Origin of the sequence: Dissulfurispira sp. (assembly GCF_036745535.1) — a bacterium.
In the GTDB taxonomy this organism is placed as follows: Bacteria; Nitrospirota; Thermodesulfovibrionia; order Thermodesulfovibrionales; family Dissulfurispiraceae; genus Dissulfurispira.
The window spans coordinates 21,644-41,274 of the sequence record NZ_DAIOFX010000006.1 but is presented as its reverse complement, the minus strand read 5'-3'; the positions used below and the strand labels follow the sequence as shown (position 1 = coordinate 41,274).

General features: G+C 44.2%; 16 protein-coding genes. 10 read left to right on the top strand and 6 right to left on the bottom strand.

Going from position 1 to position 19,631, the window contains the following annotated elements; translation table 11 throughout:
• Positions 1-4: 4 nt before the first annotated feature.
• The 4 genes from glnD to V7L97_RS02690 are packed head-to-tail and all read right to left on the bottom strand — an operon-like array spanning position 5 to position 5,469.
• Positions 5-2,533, bottom strand: coding sequence for a [protein-PII] uridylyltransferase (glnD, locus tag V7L97_RS02705; protein WP_333653222.1), 2,529 nt, complete (start codon positions 2,531-2,533; stop codon positions 5-7).
• A 2-nt stretch (positions 2,534-2,535) separates the two neighbouring features.
• On the bottom strand, positions 2,536-3,741 hold the full coding sequence (locus tag V7L97_RS02700; protein ID WP_333653221.1) for an ABC transporter permease: 1,206 nt from the start codon (positions 3,739-3,741) through the stop codon (positions 2,536-2,538).
• A complete protein-coding gene (locus V7L97_RS02695) occupies positions 3,728-4,399 on the bottom strand; it encodes an ABC transporter ATP-binding protein (protein WP_333653219.1) in 672 nt (223 codons plus the stop codon). The genes V7L97_RS02700 and V7L97_RS02695 overlap by 14 nt, the downstream gene beginning before the upstream one ends.
• Entirely contained in the window at positions 4,399-5,469 is a 1,071-nt protein-coding gene (locus tag V7L97_RS02690) for an efflux RND transporter periplasmic adaptor subunit (RefSeq protein WP_333653218.1), read from the bottom strand. Before V7L97_RS02690 ends, V7L97_RS02695 begins: the two co-directional genes overlap by 1 nt.
• A gap of 133 nt (positions 5,470-5,602) precedes the next feature.
• Between V7L97_RS02690 and V7L97_RS02685 the strand changes: the two genes are divergently transcribed.
• The 10 genes from V7L97_RS02685 to dapB all read left to right on the top strand — a co-directional run bounded on the left by V7L97_RS02685 (position 5,603) and on the right by dapB (position 18,931).
• On the top strand, positions 5,603-6,085 hold the full coding sequence (locus tag V7L97_RS02685) for an NADH-quinone oxidoreductase subunit NuoE family protein (protein ID WP_333653217.1): 483 nt from the start codon (positions 5,603-5,605) through the stop codon (positions 6,083-6,085).
• 3 nt (positions 6,086-6,088) lie between these two features.
• The gene (locus tag V7L97_RS02680) at positions 6,089-7,852 is read left to right on the top strand and encodes an NADH-ubiquinone oxidoreductase-F iron-sulfur binding region domain-containing protein (protein ID WP_333653216.1); all 1,764 of its coding nucleotides are present in this window, start codon (positions 6,089-6,091) and stop codon (positions 7,850-7,852) included.
• Between the two features lie 4 nt (positions 7,853-7,856).
• The gene (fdhF, locus tag V7L97_RS02675) at positions 7,857-10,553 is read left to right on the top strand and encodes a formate dehydrogenase subunit alpha (RefSeq protein ID WP_442891730.1); all 2,697 of its coding nucleotides are present in this window, start codon (positions 7,857-7,859) and stop codon (positions 10,551-10,553) included.
• Positions 10,553-11,011 (top strand): cyclic nucleotide-binding domain-containing protein, encoded by a 459-nt coding sequence (locus V7L97_RS02670; protein WP_333653214.1) that lies wholly within the window; start codon positions 10,553-10,555, stop codon positions 11,009-11,011. Before fdhF ends, V7L97_RS02670 begins: the two co-directional genes overlap by 1 nt.
• Before the next feature lie 19 nt (positions 11,012-11,030).
• The gene (locus V7L97_RS02665) at positions 11,031-12,794 is read left to right on the top strand and encodes a formate--tetrahydrofolate ligase (RefSeq protein ID WP_442891731.1); all 1,764 of its coding nucleotides are present in this window, start codon (positions 11,031-11,033) and stop codon (positions 12,792-12,794) included.
• A 79-nt stretch (positions 12,795-12,873) separates the two neighbouring features.
• Positions 12,874-13,956: a DUF3108 domain-containing protein gene (locus tag V7L97_RS02660; RefSeq protein WP_333653210.1), complete on the top strand. Its 1,083-nt coding sequence runs from the start codon at positions 12,874-12,876 to the stop codon at positions 13,954-13,956.
• A 274-nt stretch (positions 13,957-14,230) separates the two neighbouring features.
• Complete coding sequence (gene uvrA / locus V7L97_RS02655; protein WP_333653208.1) at positions 14,231-16,762, top strand: excinuclease ABC subunit UvrA; 2,532 nt, start codon at positions 14,231-14,233, stop codon at positions 16,760-16,762.
• Between the two features lie 174 nt (positions 16,763-16,936).
• Positions 16,937-17,866, top strand: a complete 930-nt coding sequence (locus tag V7L97_RS02650) for an FAD:protein FMN transferase (protein WP_333653206.1) — start codon at positions 16,937-16,939, stop codon at positions 17,864-17,866.
• Entirely contained in the window at positions 17,866-18,051 is a 186-nt protein-coding gene (locus tag V7L97_RS02645) for a DNA gyrase inhibitor YacG (RefSeq protein WP_333653204.1), read from the top strand. Before V7L97_RS02650 ends, V7L97_RS02645 begins: the two co-directional genes overlap by 1 nt.
• 76 nt (positions 18,052-18,127) lie before the next feature.
• On the top strand, positions 18,128-18,931 hold the full coding sequence (gene dapB, locus V7L97_RS02640) for a 4-hydroxy-tetrahydrodipicolinate reductase (RefSeq protein ID WP_333653202.1): 804 nt from the start codon (positions 18,128-18,130) through the stop codon (positions 18,929-18,931).
• Positions 18,932-18,936: 5 nt separating this feature from the next.
• Here dapB and V7L97_RS02635 read toward each other — a convergent pair whose 3' ends face one another.
• Both V7L97_RS02635 and rd read right to left on the bottom strand, forming a co-directional pair.
• Positions 18,937-19,437, bottom strand: coding sequence for a ferritin family protein (locus tag V7L97_RS02635; RefSeq protein ID WP_333653201.1), 501 nt, complete (start codon positions 19,435-19,437; stop codon positions 18,937-18,939).
• A gap of 19 nt (positions 19,438-19,456) precedes the next feature.
• Positions 19,457-19,618, bottom strand: coding sequence for a rubredoxin (rd, locus tag V7L97_RS02630; protein WP_333653200.1), 162 nt, complete (start codon positions 19,616-19,618; stop codon positions 19,457-19,459).
• Positions 19,619-19,631 lie beyond the last annotated feature (13 nt).

Here is a 19,631-nt window from a genome sequence, read left to right as displayed (position 1 = left end):
ATTGCTATAAAATAACGGCCTGAATCGAATTCAGGACATTCATTACAGACCCTGCGTTAAGTTTGCCTCCCCCATGCTGCAGATAAAACACATCCCTTGCTACCCTGTCCTCTGTATTAATGACCGCGGACACGATATCAATACCATGTGCGTAAAGCCGTGTTGATATATCATACAACAATCCAAGCCTGTCATGGGAAAACAACTCGAGTATTGTATATTCCCCGGATGTTTCATTGTCAATTTCGATAAAAGGCGTGAATCGGTGAATGGGTAAATAGGCGAATGGGTGAATAAGTGGAGTTTCACCAAGTCCCTGAAGCATTGCCCTTTTCATGTCCTCCTTTATCTGTTCTTCCATTCCCTGCCACCACATATCCCTCCAGTTGGATACCAGTATCTTATCTATCACGAGGCCATCCTTTCCCGTATAAAGCCTTGCACGGAGTATATTCATTCCCCTGAATCCAAGTACGCCAACTATTTTCGAAAAAAGGCCAGGCATATCGTCAGTTACTATTGTGAATTCCGCTGTACCGTCTTGCCTTTCTGAAATGGAGACCAGCGGTCTTTTATCAGACGGCATTATTGCCATCTGGTAGTCGGTATTTATTGCATCAAGGGTATTGGAAATCAAATATCTATCAGGCATATTCTTAACAAACTCTTTAATCTTCCCGTCCGGTATATCGAGGTATTGTCCTGTAATCCCCATGAGATGTGCCCTTGTCCTGTTGTATATATCGTGAAAGAGGTATGCCTTCCATTCTGTCCAGAAATCGGGACTGACGGCTGTCATGTCTGCATAGGTCATAAGGTATAATGCATCGAGATTGTCTTTGTTTTCCACAATCTCTGCGAGTTGCGTGACGGTTTCCGGGGCGTCGATGTCACGCATCAGGGCAAGCTTTGATAACACGATGTGGTTTTTCACAAGGAATTCTATTTTCTGCCTGTCGTTATGTTCTATATTAAATCTCTCCATGACGCCTTTAAGTATCCTGTATCCATAATCTTCATGATGTTTCTCAGGAGTGCCCTTGCCGATGTCGTGAAGGAGTATGGATAGAAACAGCGTCTCCTGTTTCACATTTTTTAGAATATCGACAAGGTACTGCAATTTCTTATGACGTGTATTCTTCAACATTTCGAGATTTCTTATGGCGATGAGGGTATGCTCGTCCACCGTGTATCTGTGGTAGGGTTCCTGTATAACGAGATGCCTCAATCTGCCGAATTCGGGGATGAACCTGTCGAGGATGCCGGTATCATGCATTTCCCTTAATGTCTCATATACCCTGTTGCCTTTCAGTATTTCCAGAAAAAGCATTATTGCCCTTCTGGATGACCGTGTCTTTTTATTGATGAAAAGGAATCTGCTCCTGATGGCATCTCTAACCTGAGGACTGAACTTCCTTCCGGTTATGGAATAAATATGGAATGCCTCAAGGATCCTGTCCGTATTTCTAAATAGACCTTTGTCTTTTACAATAATCTCATTTTTCGAGATATAAAAATCATCCGTTATTTTCTTGATACCCACAGGGATAGGGAAATCTACATATTGACGGCTGCAGATATCGACAACTTTTAAGAGGACATCCATTATGTTTTTCGCCTTTTTATAATAAAGCCGCATGAGTATTTCTGATGAGAGGAAACGCTTTGTATCCTTAAGTCCCACATTCTTTGCTGTTTCGTCCTGAAATTCGAAGGATAAAATATCGTTTCTCCTCCTCGAGATATAATGCAGGCAAAGCCTTGTCTTTAAAATAAAATCATAGGCCTTTATGAAGTGGTTATAATCGCTCTCGGATAATATTTCCCTCAGCCCCTCAATTTCGTTTATCCGCCCATGGGTCATCGACAATCCTGTCTTTAAAAGCCATGACATGGAATGAATATCCCTGAGACCTCCCCTTCCCTCTTTCACATTTGGCTCAAGGAGATACACGGAATCGCCGTATTCCCTATGTCTTCTTTCTATTTCCCTGAGTATATCTCCTACAAATTCCCTTTTCCTTTTAAATAATAGTTTCTGGTAAACATCCCGTCTGAATTCATCAAAGAGGGACTGGTTCCCTGCAAGGAATCTCGATTCGATCAATGATGTGCGCGTCTGCAAGTCGTTCATTGCGTCTTCTATGCATTCGTTCAGCGTCCTGAAACAGTGGCTTATATTCAGCCCCATATCCCAGAGGCGATACAGGACAGACTGTGCCGTTTCCGTGCTGAGAGTATCCTTTTTTTTTGCGAGGAGCATAATATCGATATCCGAATAAGGTGCGACCTCCCTGCGTCCATAACCTCCGACAGCAACGAGGGCCAAATCGAGTTCCGAGTTCAGAGTTCCGAGTTCAGAGTTATATACTGAAATGAGAACATTATCAACAATATCCGCCAATTGACAGGCTGTTGATATTCCGTCAGTGCCTGACTTAATGAGTTCTTCAGCCTTGTTGCACAAAAGTTCATTAATATTCTGTCTTCTGTCCTCTATTTTCTGACTCCTGACTCTTGACTCCTGACTCATCTTTATTCATACCTCAATGCCACAATCGGGTCGTAAAGGGCTGCCTTTTTTGCAGGATAAACACCAAAGAAAACGCCTATCATGCCGGAAAATAAAAATGCAATAACAACAGACCACCATGTTATATGTGTGGGCAGAAAATCAAAAAAGTAATGGAGTCCCACAGATAATGCTATCCCGAGGATAATTCCTCCAACTCCTCCTATGACGCTGAGGATTACCGACTCGGCAAGGAACTGCAATAAGATGTCCCTGTTCTTTGCGCCAACGGCTTTTCTTATGCCTATCTCCCTTGTCCTCTCTTTGACAGAGACCAGCATTATATTCATGATCCCTATTCCACCCACAATAAGCGATATGGTGGCTATTCCTGCAAGGACTGCCGTCATTATGTTAAGGATCTTTCCCATGACAGCTATCATTTCATCCTGGCTGAGAATAGTAAAATCCTCTTTATTGGCATGCCTCCTTATCAATATCCCCCTGATCTCTTTTTTCGCCTCATCTATGAGCTCTGCATTTCTCACTTTCACCGTAATATTGAATAATCTGTCTGTATCAAACAATTCCAGAGCCGATGTTGTCGGGATAAATACCACATCATCTATATCAAACCCAAGGGCCATGCCCTTTGGCGCCATGATCCCTATGACCCGGTATTTTGTATCGCCTATGGAAACCACTGCTCCGAGGGGATTTGCGTCACCTATTACCTCCTTTTTCACTGTCCTTCCAAGGACGCATACCTTTTGTCTCGAATCCACATCCGAGGCATTGATTCCCCTTCCGATTTCGATTTTCAGGTTTCTTATGTCGAAATAGGGATCTGTAACTCCTACAATATACGTATCCCTGCTTTTCCCCTTGTATTTTATCCACGATGTGCCCAGGACTACAGGAACAGCATGAATTATGTTTTTTGCCCTTTTCTCAATAAACCTTGCCTCATCATAGGTGATCTTTCTGACAACGGATGTCCCCATGTGCATGCCGCCCTCTTTCGATGTCTTTCCAGGCACAACGATGAGTATATTTGAGCCGAGCTCTCCCAACTCCTTGTATATCTCCCTTCTTGCCCCTTCTCCGATGGATACGAGCAGGATAACTGCCCCGACTCCGATTATTATCCCTATCATTGTGAGGGCGGATCGTATCTTGTTTACAAACAACGAATCCTTCGCAACACTTATTGTCTCAATAACATCCACTGAAGCATACCCCGTCTTTTATTGTGATTATCCTCTCTGCGTGCTCCGAGATGGATTTCTCGTGTGTTACCATTATTATGGTAGCTCCCTCTTTATGTATAGATTTGAATATATCCATTATCTCCTGCCCTGTTTTTGAATCGAGGTTTCCTGTGGGTTCGTCGGCAAGTATCAGTGAAGGATTATTTATCAGGGCTCGCGCTATGGAGACCCTCTGCTGCTCTCCACCAGAAAGCTCGCTCGGCAGGTGGTTTGCACGATGGGATAAGCCGACCTTCTGCAAGAGATCAAATGACATTCTATTCCTTTCTTCTGAAGGCATTCCGCTGTAAAGTAACGGCAGCACCACATTCTTAATCGCAGAGAGTCGTGGTATGAGGTTAAAAGCCTGAAAGACAAACCCTATCTTTCTATTTCTTATCTCTGCCAGTTCATTGTCAGACAGGGTGTTTATGTCTATGCCGTCAAGGAGGTATTTACCTGATGTTGGCCTGTCAAGGCATCCTATGAGATTTAAAAGCGTTGATTTTCCCGAACCAGAAGGCCCCATTATGGAGAGGAATTCACCTTCTTTTATCTCAAGGGTTATGCCCTTTAAAACTTCCACTACTCTGCCATGCAGGATATAGCTTTTTTTAATATCATCCAGTATGACCATTACTTCCTTTTAACCCTTGCCCCATCCCTAAGCTTTGGCGTATCAGGGTTTATTATCACCTCATCGCCCTCGCTTATCCCTGACAAGACCTCTGTATACGTCCAGTTGGAGCGCCATGTCTTAATTTGAACGAGTCTTGCCTTTGAATTCTTTACAACATATACAAATGAGTTCCCATTCCTTTCGATTACAGCCTGTGACGGGATAATGAGGGCATTGTCCGCCTTGTCGACAATTACTTCCACCTCAGCAGACATGCCGGGTTTTATGGCAGGCGGCATCTCTTTCAGCCTCGCCCTTACCTCAAATGTCCTCGTCTCCTGTTTGCCTCCTGTAACAACAGGAGAGACCCTGTAGACCACGCCTTTAAAAACCCTGTCCTGATAGGCATCCATTGTTATGTTAACCTCTTTGCCAATGGATACCCTTGATATATCAGCCTCGTCTATAAACCCCTCCACATAGAGGGAATCTATGGACACAACCGTCCCCATGATGTTGCCCTTTACGATAGTATCTCCCAGTTCCACAAACCTTGCAGTGACAACACCATCTATAGGAGACCTTATGAATGAGTAACTGTAATTTAATTTTGCTATTGCGAGGGAATTCTCGGCCTCTTTAACCGAGGCATCTGCAACTGCATGCTCCTTTTCTGCTAAATCGAGCTCTGCTTCCGATATATACTCTGCCTTGATTAATTCCTTTGCCCTCTTTAACCTCTTATCGGCCTCTGACAATATGGCCTTTGCCTTTTGCAGAGTGGCTTCTGCGAGCCTAAGGTTCAGGTATTCCTCTTCAGAATCAAGCTCGGCAATAACTTTTTTATTGTCAACAAAAGTGCCTTCATCAAACAAGAGCTTTGTTATCCTTCCTGTCCGCTGAGAGCTTATCCTCGCCTCTGTCTCTGCCTTGATAGTCCCTGTGGATATGGCAGTAACAGTAATCAAAAAGGGCTGGCGCTGCACGGTTGCTGTTTTTACATCAACACCCTTTGAAATTTTAAGTAAAAGTATTGCTGCTGCTGAAATGAAAACTAAAACAGCAAGAATTTTTATGCCTTTACGCATTATCATAACCTCTTAAATTCAATAATTAATTCTATCCTATTAACTATAGCATCTTGTATAATAAAATTAAAAATTTTAATATACGCATTGTTTTATTGGAATAATTCAGACATTATTGTTATATTAATTATCTATGGATAAGGTCTTAAAAAAGATTCTGAGCGATTACAAAAAGAATGAAGGCAATCTGATATACCTTTTACAGAAGATTCAGGATGCATATGGGTATGTGCCTGAAGACGCCGTCAACTGGTTTTCGAACAAACTGGACATTCCTGCCAGCAAGTTCTACGGGGTTATAACCTTTTATCCAAAATTCCGCCTGAAGCCCACTGGCAAAAACACGATCACTGTTTGCTGCGGCGCAGCATGTCATATAAAGGGCAGCGATAAAATCCTTGGGGAAGTTAAAGGCATCCTGTCGCTCAAGGATGATGAAGATACTACGCAGAATCTATCTTTTACTGTCCAGAAGGCTACATGCATCGGTGCATGCAGTATTGCCCCTGTAGTAATTTTAAATGATCAGGTTTATGGAGACATGGACATGGAGAGGGTTTCCAAGCTGTTAAAGGGTTATGAAAAAGAGGGTGAATATACAGGTTTTGAATATTAGTCTATGAAAAACTCATCCATAGAAATAAAGGTATGCATGGGCACTTCCGGAAGGGCATCCGGAGGAGCAGATGTTTTACGTGCCTTTAAACAGTTCATCCATGAAAACGGCATAGAGGCGCAGATAAGCAAGAGATGCGGTTACAAGAAGGTCGGCTGCAGAGGCTTCTGCTCAAAGGATGTGCTTGTGGATGTGGTTATTAACGGGGAAAAAACAACCTACCAGTCGGTCAAGCCCATAATGGTCGAAAGGATTGTAAGTGAGCATATTGTCAATGGAGAGCCTGTATCCGAGTGGCTCACAAAAGAGGATTATGAGTCCTTCCACAATAAGCAGTACAAGATTGTCCTCGGTCCCTGCGGAGAAATAGACCCTGAAAACATAGAGGATTATCTGAATATGAACGGCTATAAGGCTGCAAAAAAGGCCATTACACAGATGTCCCGGGATGATGTGATAAAAAAGGTAATTATGTCAGGACTCAGGGGCAGGGGCGGAAGCGGCTTCCTCACAGGCAGAAAATGGGAGATATGCAAAAACCAGCACGAAAATCCTAAATATATAATCTGCAATGTTGGTGAGGTTAACAGGCCATTGGCAGAAGGCAATCCCCATGCAATAATCGAAGGGCTTTTAATCGGTGGGTACGCTATAGGAGCAGAAAAGGGCTATATATATATCAGGGAACGATACCATATATCTGTCGAAAGGCTGCATACTGCCATTTCTCAGGCAAGGGAGAAGGGGTTTATCGGTAAGAATATCTTCAATTCCGGTTTTAGCTTCGACATAGATTTCAGCTTCGGGACAGAGGCATTCATCTGCGGAGAAGAGACCGCATTAATGGAATCCATAGAGGGCAAAAGGGCAATGCCGAGGTTCAGGCCTCCCTTCCCTGCACAGAAAGGTTTATGGGGAAAGCCCACTGTAATCAACAATGCCGAGACACTCTCAAATATACCGATAATAATCGGCAAGGGTGCAAAATGGTATTCATCCATCGGGACAAAAGAGAGCAAGGGGACAAAGGTATTCACCCTTTCGGGAAAGGTGAAGAATACAGGTCTTGTGGAGATCCCTATGGGAATGTCCCTGAGGGACATAGTTTATGGCATCGGCGGAGGCGTAGAAGGAGATAAGGCGCTCAAGGCAGTGCAGGTAGGAGGGCCTTCCGGAGGCCTTATTCCAGTATCAATGATAGACATGGGTCTTGATTACGAAAGCCTGTCAAAGGTTGGAAGCATTGTTGGCTCTGGCGGAATGGTTGTTTTTGACGAGGATGACTGCATCGTATCCGTCACAAAGTTTTTCATAGAATTCCTCCAGCGGGAATCCTGCGGAAAGTGCACGCCGTGCAGGATCGGCACAAAGAGGATGCTTGAATTATTGACAAAGATAACAGAAGGAAAAGGAGAGGATTCGGATTTAGAAACTCTGGAGAGATTGAGTTCATTGATGACATCGTCGTCCCTCTGCGGTCTCGGAAGGACAGCTCCAAATCCTTTTATAACAGGCCTGAGCCATTTCAGGGATGAATACATAGCGCACATAAGGGATAAAAAATGTCCTGCCGGGGTCTGCACAGCACTCATAACTTTTACTATAATGGAAGAGTTATGCAAGGGATGCACCCTCTGCAAAAAGAAGTGTCCTGTGGGAGCAATAACAGGAGAGGTTAAGAAACCGCATAAAATAGACCCTGATTTATGCATAAAGTGCGGCGCATGTTTTAAGGTATGCAAGTTTAAGGCGATTAAGAAGGAGTAACAAATTGGAGACAGAAGTCAGAAAACTCATAAAGCTCAGAATAAATGCTATTCCCGTAGAGATTCCTGAAGGCACGACTATTCTTCAGGCTGCAAAGCAGATAGGCATAGAGATCCCTGCCCTCTGTTATCATCCGAAAATCACTAATTCAGGGGCATGCAGGGTTTGCCTCGTTGAAGTAAATGGACTGCCTCTGACATCGTGTACAACTCTGGCGGAAGAAGGCATGGAGGTTATTACAAACTCACCTTATATAGAAAATATAAGGAGGGATATAATAGACCTGATCCTCAGCGATCACCCTTACGACTGCATGGTATGCCAGAAGACAGGAGAGTGCGAATTGCAGGAACTGGCTTACAAATACGACATAAGGAAACCCATATTCAGCGGAGAAAGGAGAATTTATACAAAGAAGGACGGCAATCCTTTTATTGAGCGCGATATGGAGAAATGCATCCTTTGCGGAAGATGCGTAAAGATATGCGATGAGGTTCAGGGCGTGGGAGCTATAGATTTTGCATACAAAGGATTTACAACAAAGGTTTGTCCTCCCTTTGAAAAAGATCTCAACTGCGAGTTCTGCGGCCAGTGCGTGATGGTATGCCCAACAGGCGCGCTTGTGGGAAAGGAATGGATTGGCAAGGGTAGATACTGGAAGATAAGAGAGGTGGACACTACCTGCCCATACTGCGGCGTTGGCTGTAATATTACCCTTCATATAAAAGATAATGAGATAGTCCGTGTAACTTCAAAGGAAGACAGTGTCGTAAATAAAGGACTGCTCTGTGTTAAAGGAAGGTTTGCATATGAGTTCGTATCAAGCCCTGACAGGTTAAAAACACCACTTATCAGGCGGAATGGAGAACTCCAGCCTGCATCATGGGATGAGGCCCTCGATTATGCGGTTAAAAAACTGAGAGAAATAAAAGAGGCTTACGGACCTGATTCCATAGCAGGACTATCATCTGCCAGATGCACAACAGAGGAAAACTATATCTTCCAGAAATTCATGAGGGCAGTAATAGGAACAAATAATGTAGACCACTGCGCCCGCCTCTGACACGCCCCGACTGTGGCCAGTCTGGCCACCATATTCGGCTCGGGGGCAATGACAAACTCTATAAGAGAAATAGAGGGGAACGAAGTCATCTTTGTAACCGGCTCAAACACAAAGGAATCTCACCCTGTTATAGCCAATATGATGATAAAGGCATACAGGAACGGTGCAAAGATCATAGTAGCTGATCCGAGAAAAGTGGCTATGTGCAAATTTGCATATGTATGGCTCAGACAGAAGCCGGGTACAGACATTGCCCTTTTGAACAGCATGGCCCATGTGATCATTAAAGAAGGACTCCACAACGAAGGGTTTATAAATGAGTACACAAGGGGTTTTGATGAATGGAAAAAATCCCTCGAAGATTTTACTCCAGAGGTCGGAGAAAAACTTACAGGCGTTCCAAAAGAGGATATTATCAAGGCAGCCATAACATACGGCAGTTCAAGAAAGGCGTCCATATATTATACCATGGGGATTACACAGCACTCGCACGGTACGGCAAATGTAAATGCCATAGTAAATCTCGCCCTTTTAACAGGCAATATAGGCAGGGAATTTACAGGCATCAATCCTTTAAGGGGACAGAATAACGTGCAGGGAGCATGCGATGCAGGCTGTCTTCCCAATGTGTATCCGGGCTATCAGAGGGTTGATGTGCCTGATATACAGAAAAAGTTCGAATCTGCATGGGCAGTGTCCCTTTCTCCAAAGATAGGTCTTACAGCACCCGAGATTACGGAAAAGGCTGTTGAAGGCAAAATCAAGGCAGTTTATGTCATGGGTGAAAATCCTGTTTTAGGCGATCCCAATGTGGGACATACCATGGAGGGCTTCAAGAAGCTCGATTTTCTTATGGTTCAGGACATATTCCTTACAGAGACGGGTAAGCTTGCCCATGTTGTTCTGCCTGCTGTATGTTTTGCAGAAAAGGACGGGACATTCATAAATACCGAAAGAAGGGTTCAGAGGGTGAGAAAGGCATTGAGACCACCTGGTGAAGCGAGAGAGGATTCATGGATAATCTCTGAGCTTTCAAGACGCATGGGGTATGCGATGAACTTCAATTCTATGGAAGAGGTATTTGAGGAGCTTGGAAGCCTCTGGCCCGCCCTTGAAGGAATAACATATTCGAGGATTAGAAAACAGGGCATCCAGTGGCCCTGTCCCACAAAAAATCATCCGGGCACGGAGTTTTTATATAAAGGCGGGTTTCCGAGAGGACGGGTCTCATTTACGCCTGTTTCCTTCGAGCCTCCTGTTGAAAAGGCTGATAAAGAATATCCATTTATCCTCACTACAGGGAGAAACCTCTTCCAGTACCATTTCGGCTCAATGACAAGGAGGGTTAAAACCATCGAGAAACATGCAGGAGATGCATATATAGAGATGAATACCGATGATGCATCAAGACTTAAAATAAAGGATAATGACTCGGTCATGGTTTCATCGAGAAGGGGAAGCATTACCTTAAAGGCAAGGGTTACAGAACGGGTCAATCAGGGAGAGGTCTTTATTCCAATGCATTATGCAGAGGCTGCTGTAAATGTCCTCACCAACGAGAAGGCACTCGATTATTCGAAGACACCCGAATATAAAGTAACGGCAGTAAAAATCGAACCGGTAAAGGAGGGAAAATAATGTCGGACATGAAAAACGAACTGAAAATACAGGCCCTTTTTAAAGGCCTTGCGGACTCTGAAATAGAAAAAGTCATTCCATTTGTATCATTGGTGCGATTCCAAAAGGATGACCACGTGTTTAAGGAAGACGAACCATGCAAGGGCATATACATGATAAAAAGCGGAAAGGTGGAGATATCCAAGTCAACGCCGGATGGCTGGAGGCAGCCCCTTGTGATATTAAACACAGGCCATTTTATGGGTGAGATTGCACTCCTTGAAAAGACAAACCATGCATCCAATGCCAGAACTGTAGAACCCTCTGAACTATTTTTGATTCCAAAGGAATACTTCGAGGAGATGGAAAGAAAGGAGCCTTTTATAATATTGAAGATAATCAAAAATATTGCTATAATTGCAGGGCTCAATGTAAGACGCATGAATGAGAAGTTCATAAAAGTTCTTGTTAATTATTAATAAAAAGGAGGAGTATTTTATGCCGTATGATGCAACGAAGTTAGCTGACTGGCAGATTTCAGAAGAAGCTGAAAAGAACATGCCTACACCTGAGGAGTGGCGCGAAAGATTAGGACTGCAGAAAGATGAGATACTGCCTATGGGCCGCCTCTCCAAAATTGACTTTCTAAAGGTTATCGAGCGTCTTAAGGACAAGCCTGACGGCAAATACATAGAGGTTACGGCAATCACGCCGACACCTCTGGGCGAAGGCAAAACCACCACCTCTTGCGGCCTGATGGAAGGCCTCGGCAAGAGGGGCGTTAACGTGGGAGGCGCTCTGCGCCAGCCTTCAAGCGGTCCCACAATGAACGTGAAAGGCACCGCAGCAGGCGGCGGTAACTCCCTGCTGATCCCTATGACCGAACTTTCACTTGGGCTCACCGGCGACATCAACGACATCATGAACGCCCACAACCTTGCTATGGTCGCCCTCACCGCCCGCATGCAGCATGAGCGCAATTATAATGACGAGCAGTTGCAACGGCTCACCAGGATGAGGCGTCTTGATATAGACCCCACCCGCGTGGAGATGGGATGGGTAATGGACTTCTGCGCCCAGAGCCTCCGCAATATCATCATTGGCATCGGCGGCAAACAGGACGGCTACATGATGCAGTCAAAGTTCGGTATCGCAGTCGGATCTGAGTGCATGGCAATCCTTTCAGTAGCCAATGACCTTGCTGACCTGAAAAAGCGCCTGAACAACATCACAGTTGCCTTTGACAAAAACCATAAACCAGTCACAACAGGAGATCTTGAAGTCGGCAACGCAATGGCTGCCTTCATGCGTAATACCATTAACCCAACCCTTATGTGCACGGCCGAATACAATCCATGCTTTGTGCATGCCGGGCCGTTTGCGAATATAGCTATAGGGCAATCATCCATTATTGCCGACAGGATCGGACTGAAGCTCTTTGATTATCATGTTACGGAGTCCGGCTTTGCAGCGGACATCGGTTTCGAAAAGTTCTGGAACGTCAAGTGCCGCCTCAGCGGACTGAAACCCCATGTGTCGGTGCTGACCACCACCGTGCGCGCCTTGAAAATGCACGGCGGCGGGCCAAAAGTCGTGCCGGGAAAAGCCCTGCCCGAAGAGTACACCAAAGAGAATATTGCCCTTGTCGAAAAAGGCTGCGCCAATATGGTTCATATGATAAATATCATCCGCAAGTCCGGCATCAACCCTGTGGTCTGCGTCAACCGTTTCTACACCGATACGGATGCGGAAGTGGCGGTTATCAAAAAAGCCGCGGAAGCGGTAGGAGCCCGCTGCGCTGAATCGCAGCACTGGCTCAAGGGCGGCGAGGGAGCGCTGGAACTGGCAGATGCCGTCATTGACGCCTGTAACGACAAGAATGACTTCAAGTTCCTCTATCCGCTGGAGATGAAACTGCGCGACCGCGTAGCTATCATCGCAAAAGAAGTGTACGGCGCAGACGGCGTCTCATGGACACCCGAGGCTGAAGCAAAGGCAAAGATGCTCGAAGATGATCCCAAGTATGCAGACTACGCAACAGTGATGGTAAAAACGCATCTGAGCCTTTCCCACGACCCTGCTGTCAAGGGAGTTCCTAAAGGCTGGACCCTGCCCATAAGGGATGTTCTGATTTACTCGGGAGCAAAGTTCCTCTGCCCAGTGGCAGGAACAATAAGCCTCATGCCCGGAACGAGTTCCGATCCTGCTTTCCGAAGGATCGATGTGGATACCAAAACAGGAAAGGTGAAGGGACTGTTCTAAACATTTTTGCTTCTACAGTTACCGACAAGCCTCCAGAAATATATTCTGGAGGCTTCTTGTTTTCAGGTATAATACGTTTATGGGAGTAATCAAAAAGAGTACGCTCTCATTAATAATTGCAGTTGTTTTCTCCTTAATACTGCATCTTGTAGTTATTGCTGGCATTTCAGGAATATATCTATTTAGTTTTAAAGAACTGTTTTCAACAAAACCATTCTATGCAAAAATCGTATCAGAGTCCCCTGAAAAACCTAACTTGAGTAAATTAATTAAAGAACCGCCTCCTGTTCAGCCTGACAACACACCTCAAAAACAAGAAACTCCTCCAGAAACAGAAGAAGATATAAACAGGACGGAACAGCCTTCAGAAGTCCTTCCTGTCGACAGACAGGCTCAGGATGATAAGGACGAATTCCAACAAACAGCCGACAGGCCTTTGGCGAGCCTGCCTGTAAGCGAAAAGCCAATAGAGCCACCTAAAACTCAGGATACTGTTCAGATACTAAAATCCGCAAGGGAAAAACTCTATTTCGACATTTACTGGCTCGGCATCTATGTTGGAAAGGCAGTCCTTGAGGCTGTAAATGACAACGGCAATGTGAAAATAACCTCGCAGGTTCATTCAGCACCATTAATCTCTGCATTTTATAAAGTGGAGGATTATGCAGAGAGTCAGGTAATAAACGGCACTCCGTCTTTTTTCAAGATAAAGCAGCGCGAGGGAAGGAAAAGGGGTAACAAGGAAACATTCTTTGATGCAACAAACAAAAAGATCACTCATATAAACCACATTAAAGGAACAAAGGACGAGCATACTATTAATGCTGAGAATTTGTGGGATGTAATGTCCGGCTTTTATTATTTGCGGACGCAGAAACTCAATATAGGTGAAACCGTCTATATCAATATCTTCGACAGCAATAAATTTTACAAGGCTGAAGTCGAGGTACTGAGAAAAGACAAAATAGTAATGTCCGATGAAAAAGAGCTGGATGCAGTAGTGGTAAAGCCCAGACTTAAATCAGAGGGCCTGTTTGAGAACAAAGGAGATATATCTGTCTGGCTCTCTGACGATGATATGAAAATACCGCTCAAAGTCGAAACCGAAGTGCCTATAGGAAAGGTTACTGCTGAGTTGAAATCACTGGAAACAGAGAAATAAAAGTTTCCTGCATAGTTAAGTTATACCTAAGTTAAGCGATTTTATATGTCAGGCACGGCTCAAAGACTTTAAAAAGTGACAGATCCAGTGCATACTAAAGATTATAATCGCATCATCCAACAAGCATCCAATGTAGTAGATGACGGATACAAGATAAATGTCTTTACAAGTGCGAAGTTTAAAGTCTTATCGCCGCACCTGACATATAACTCGAAGATTAGAATGGCTTAATTTAAGTTATAATAAAAGTTAACCTTAATAAAAACATAGAACAATGCAGGAATATATAATCATAAAAGGCGCAAGAGAACACAATCTCAAAAACATAGATGTAACAATCCCGAGGGACAAGATAACTGTCATTACAGGCCCCTCCGGCTCTGGAAAGTCGTCCCTCGCCATGGATACCATCTATGCAGAGGGACAGAGGAGATATGTTGAGAGTCTTTCTGCATATGCACGGCAGTTCCTTGAGCAGATGCAGAAGCCTGAAGTTGATTATATCGAAGGACTCTCTCCTGCCATTGCCATTGACCAGAAGACTGTTACCAGAAGCCCCCGTTCTACTGTCGGAACCATCACAGAAATATATGATTACATGAGGGTGCTTTATACGAGGATAGGCATCCCGTACTGTTATCAATGCGGTTCGGTTATCACAACGCAGGACCTGCACAATATCATAAGGGCAATACTCTCATTACCATCAGGAACAAGGGTTCAGGTGCTTGCTCCAATTGTAAGGGAAAGGAAAGGCGAATACAAAAGAGAGCTGCAGCAGATGAGGATGGACGGTTTTGTCAGGGCAAGGATCGACGGCAAGATGGTGGATCTGACGCAGGACATTTCCCTTAAAAAGCAGCAGAGGCATACCATAGAGATAGTAATAGACAGATTTATAATAAAGCACTCCATAGAAAGGCAGATAAGGCAGGCCATAGACACATCCCTGAGATATGCAGATACGGTCATAATCAATCTCATAGATGAAAACAGGGACATTCCATTCAGCAGAACCCTCGCCTGTCCTAAGTGCGGAATAAGTTATCCGGAAATCGAGCCAATGCTTTTTTCCTTTAACAGCAAATACGGTGCATGTCCGCGGTGCAACGGTACTGGATTTGAAGGTATAAGCGACGAGTTTGAAGTTGAGAGTCCCGAGTTTGGAGTTGTGGATGAGGAGGAATTCACTCATTTAGCAGCATGCAAGGGATGTAACGGCATGAGACTGAGAAAAGAAGCATTAAGCATAAAGCTTAATAATACGAGCATTGGCGAATTTGCCGGCATGTCAGTTAAAGATGCAAAAGCCTTTGTGCATGGTCTAAAACTCTCTGAAAGGGAAACGGTAATCTCAAGAAGGGTTCTTAAAGAGGTGAAGGACAGGCTCTCATTCCTCGACAGGGTTGGTTTGGGTTATTTAACTCTTGACAGGCCTTCCCTCACACTCTCAGGCGGAGAGGCCCAGAGAATAAGGCTGGCAACACAGATAGGCTCATCTCTCACGGGAGTCCTTTATGTGCTCGATGAGCCGAGCATCGGCCTGCATCCGAGGGACTGTGCAAAACTCCTTAAAAGCCTTTCTTCCATTAGGGACGCCGGAAATACGGTAATCATTGTTGAGCATGACGAAGAGATCATAAGAAATGCAGACCATGTTATAGATATGGGACCAGGCGCTGGCAAAAACGGCGGATGGATTATATCGACAGGCTCGCCTGTCGATATAATAAAAGACGGGTCGTCAATCACAGGGAAATATCTTGGCGGACAGCTCGCAATACCTATACCTGAAAAGCGGCGCAGACCAAGAGAGTTCTTGAAGATAACGGGAGCATCTGAATTCAATCTGAAAAATATCAATGTCTCAATCCCCATCGGAGTATTTGTGTGCGTGACAGGCGTTTCGGGATCGGGCAAAAGCACATTGATTTTTGAGATTCTATATAAGGCAATGTCAAGGCATATCTACAACAGCAGCCTGATTCCAGGTAAATATAAAAAAATTGAGGGCATGGAAAAGATCGATAAAGTGATATGCATTGACCAGTCTCCATTGGGAAGGACTCCACGGTCAAACCCGGCTACATACACAGGAATACTTACAATTATAAGGGACCTTTTTTCCCAACTGCCTGATTCGAGGATAAGGGGATACAAACCTTCGAGGTTCAGCTTTAATGTGACCGGCGGAAGATGCGAGGCATGTCAGGGAGATGGATTGAAAAAAATAGAGATGCATTTCCTGCCCGATGTATATGTGACATGCGATGTGTGTAAAGGCAAAAGATATAACAAAGAAACTCTCGACATTTATTACAAAGAAAAAAACATATCAGACATCCTTGAAATGACAATATCAGAGGCGCTTGAGTTCTTTTCGGCCATCCCTCCTCTCAAGCAGCGCCTCGATATTTTAGAAGACATGGGAATGGGATATCTCAAATTAGGCCAGCCTGCAACAACCCTTTCAGGGGGAGAGGCGCAGAGATTAAGGCTCTCCAAGGAATTGGGCAAGAAGGCCACGGGCAATACCCTGTACATCCTCGATGAGCCCACAACAGGGCTGCACTTTGTTGACATTCAGAGGCTTCTCAATGTTATAAATAGACTCGTTGACATGGGCAACAGTGTTATAGTAATCGAGCATGACCTCGATATAATTAAGTCTGCCGATTACATTATCGACCTCGGGCCTGAAGGCGGGGAAGAAGGCGGAAGAATAGTGGCAGCCGGAACACCGGAAGATGTGGCAAAAAACAAAGAATCGTATACTGGAAGGTATCTGGCAAAGAAGATAATTTAGGCAATGGGCAATAGGCAAAAGACAAAAGACAAAAAAAATAATATTTTTGGAACAGGGATAAATGGTTATTCAGTTATTTCACATCGCCTATTGCCTATCGCCTATTGCCTTTTGTTTATCTTATCTTCCTGCACCCCTGCTCAGGAAAAGCTCTACAAAGAGACCCGCACTTCTATGTACACTATTGTCTCGATTACGGTATCTTCAGACTCCGAAGAAAAGGCAAAAACAGCAATTGACAGGGCATTTAACGAACTGGACAGGCTTGCAAGGCTTTTAAATTTTTATTCTGAAGACAGCGAAGTATCCATGATTAATAGAAACGCTGGCGACAAACCTGTAAAGGTATCTCCAGAGACATTGGAGATAATAGATAAGGCGCTTTATGTATCGGAAAATACGGAAGGCGCATTTGATATTACAGTCGGCCCTGTAGTACGTCTGTGGGACTTCCAAAATAAGGTGCTGCCTAATGAAAAATTAATTAAAGAAAAACTTAAACTCGTGGGATACAAGAATGTAATTGTGGATAAGGAAAAATCCAAGGTCTTTCTCAAAACAAAAGGAATGCAGATAGACTTAGGCGGCATTATAAAAGGCTATGCAGCGGACAAGGCAGTAGAGGTGCTTAGAAAGAACAGGATAAAATCAGGCATTGTGGCTATCGCAGGAGATATAAAGGTGTTCGGGAAAAGACCGCCGACAGGATCGGATAACGGGCTGTGGAATGTTGGAATACAAAACCCGAGACAGAAAAGCGACAAGGATGAAATCATTGCTGCCATCGGTCTTTCGGATATGGCAATATCCACATCAGGTGATTACCAGAGATTTTTTATAAAGGATGGGAAAAGGTATCATCATCTTCTCAATCCAAAGACAGGCTATCCTGCTTATGGCTGCCAGAGCGTAACAATAATAACAAGGGATGCTGCATTTACAGATGCCTTTGCCACAGGCATATTTATCCTCGGCCATCAAAAGGGAATGGATGTTCTAAAGAGGTTGGGATTTGACGGCGTTATAGTTGACAAAGATGGTAAAATACATGCCACAGAGGGGATAAAAGATAAGATAAAATGGAGTAATGGAGTGTTGGAGTAATGCAGATAACGTGTCCTGTTTGTAAAAAGAAGACAACATGGGAGGAAAATCCGTGGAGGCCCTTCTGTTCAGAAAGATGCAAGCTGATCGATTTAGGGAAATGGGCATCTGAGGAGTATAAAGTTCCGGGAGAAGAAGCAGCGGAAAAAGAAGAGAAAGAGAAAAACAGTGCAAAAGACCAATAACGAGTAAGTTAATTATAAAAAGGGGGATTTCATAAGGGGGACAACGTCCCCCTTATGCCCCAAAAGGAGGATTTACATGACAAGGATTATTGTGACAGGCGCGACAGGAAGGATGGGGAGCAGGATTGCTGCCCTTTCAAAGGATTATCATGATTTAAAGCTTGTGGGAGCAACCGAGAGAAAAGGACATGACGCAATAGGCAAAGACATTGGCCCGATTGTAGGAATCGGTGAAACAAACGTAAAATTGACAGACAAGCTCGAAGATGTTATCGACACCTGTGATGTCATCATTGACTTCACATCCATAAATTCAACGCTGCAGCATGCAAAGTTAGCCGCTGAAAGAAAAAAGGCAATGGTAATCGGCACAACAGGATTCTCAAAAGAAGAGTTGGAACCGATAAAAGAATTTTCAAAAGATACCCCCATAGTTCTTGCCCCGAATATGAGCGTTGGCGTTAATCTTCTTCTCAAAGTTTTGCAGGATATTGCAAGGGTGCTCGGTGATGACTATGACATTGAAATAGTAGAGGCTCACCATAGGCTTAAGAAGGATGCTCCGAGCGGTACAGCCATGAAGATGGCACAGGTGATTGCAGATGCAGTCAACAGAGACCTCGACAATGTGGCTGTCTATGCAAGAAAGGGATTAATCGGCGAGAGAACGAAAAAGGAAATAGGCATTCAGACAGTAAGGGCCGGAGACATTGTTGGGGAGCATACAGTATTATTCGGAGGACTGGGAGAGAGAATAGAAATTACGCACAAGGCATCCAGCAGGGATACCTTTGCAAGGGGCGCATTGAAGGCGGCACTATGGCTTTCAGGCCGAACTTCTGGACTCTACGATATGCAGGATGTGCTGGGACTGAAATAGGGCGGTTACGCCCAGGGCGTTCCGCCGTCCACAATGCTGTGCTCTTCCCACATAAACCAGCTTCCTGTATCTGACATAAAGAAATATGTATTTGCAAAGATGGCATGATGCTGCTCTTCTTCGTGAACAAGCCTTTCAAAAAGCTTTCTCTCTTTTTCCGTAGCAGCTTCAGAAGCAGCCTTTTTATAAAATTCAATCCCGTGTTTTTCCATGTCAGCAGCAATCTTGAATGCATCGAGTTCATCCTTTGTAGCCTCAACCCGCTCCATCATTTCGTGCTTGAGTTCTTCAAAAATAGTCTTTACATTTTTCATGGGACTTACAGTGTGAATGGTGATGTCAAGGCCCTTGAATAAATCAGAAAGCATATCGAGGTGCCTCTTTTCATCCTCTACAATAGATAAAAACATCTTTTTGCCTACTTCATGGTTGCACTTTTCGGCTGCCTCTCTATAAAACTTTATAGCATCCGTCTCCATTTTTATTGATACTTCAATTGCATTCATAATTTCTCCTGAAATTCTATTAATCTATCTTTTCAAACACGTCTTTACTTGCACCGCAAACAGGACACACCCAGTTATCAGGAAGATTTCCGAACGGCGTTCCTGCTGCAACACCCGAATCAGGGTCTCCGTATTCAGGGTCGTAAACATAGCCGCATATGCTGCATTTCCATTTTTCCATAATTCCTCCAGTT

Bases quoted from the DNA above. Each gene is read 5' to 3' on its own strand.
- glnD (WP_333653222.1), bottom strand. From the start codon at position 2,533: ATGAGTCAGGAGTCAAGAGTCAGGAGTCAGAAAATAGAGGACAGAAGA.
- V7L97_RS02695 (WP_333653219.1), bottom strand. From the start codon at position 4,399: ATGGTCATACTGGATGATATTAAAAAAAGCTATATCCTGCATGGCAGA.
- V7L97_RS02690 (WP_333653218.1), bottom strand. From the start codon at position 5,469: ATGCGTAAAGGCATAAAAATTCTTGCTGTTTTAGTTTTCATTTCAGCA.
- V7L97_RS02685 (WP_333653217.1), top strand. From the start codon at position 5,603: ATGGATAAGGTCTTAAAAAAGATTCTGAGCGATTACAAAAAGAATGAA.
- V7L97_RS02680 (WP_333653216.1), top strand. From the start codon at position 6,089: ATGAAAAACTCATCCATAGAAATAAAGGTATGCATGGGCACTTCCGGA.
- V7L97_RS02670 (WP_333653214.1), top strand. From the start codon at position 10,553: ATGTCGGACATGAAAAACGAACTGAAAATACAGGCCCTTTTTAAAGGC.
- V7L97_RS02665 (WP_442891731.1), top strand. From the start codon at position 11,031: ATGCCGTATGATGCAACGAAGTTAGCTGACTGGCAGATTTCAGAAGAA.
- V7L97_RS02660 (WP_333653210.1), top strand. From the start codon at position 12,874: ATGGGAGTAATCAAAAAGAGTACGCTCTCATTAATAATTGCAGTTGTT.
- uvrA (WP_333653208.1), top strand. From the start codon at position 14,231: ATGCAGGAATATATAATCATAAAAGGCGCAAGAGAACACAATCTCAAA.
- V7L97_RS02650 (WP_333653206.1), top strand. From the start codon at position 16,937: ATGTACACTATTGTCTCGATTACGGTATCTTCAGACTCCGAAGAAAAG.
- V7L97_RS02645 (WP_333653204.1), top strand. From the start codon at position 17,866: ATGCAGATAACGTGTCCTGTTTGTAAAAAGAAGACAACATGGGAGGAA.
- dapB (WP_333653202.1), top strand. From the start codon at position 18,128: ATGACAAGGATTATTGTGACAGGCGCGACAGGAAGGATGGGGAGCAGG.
- V7L97_RS02635 (WP_333653201.1), bottom strand. From the start codon at position 19,437: ATGAATGCAATTGAAGTATCAATAAAAATGGAGACGGATGCTATAAAG.
- rd (WP_333653200.1), bottom strand. From the start codon at position 19,618: ATGGAAAAATGGAAATGCAGCATATGCGGCTATGTTTACGACCCTGAA.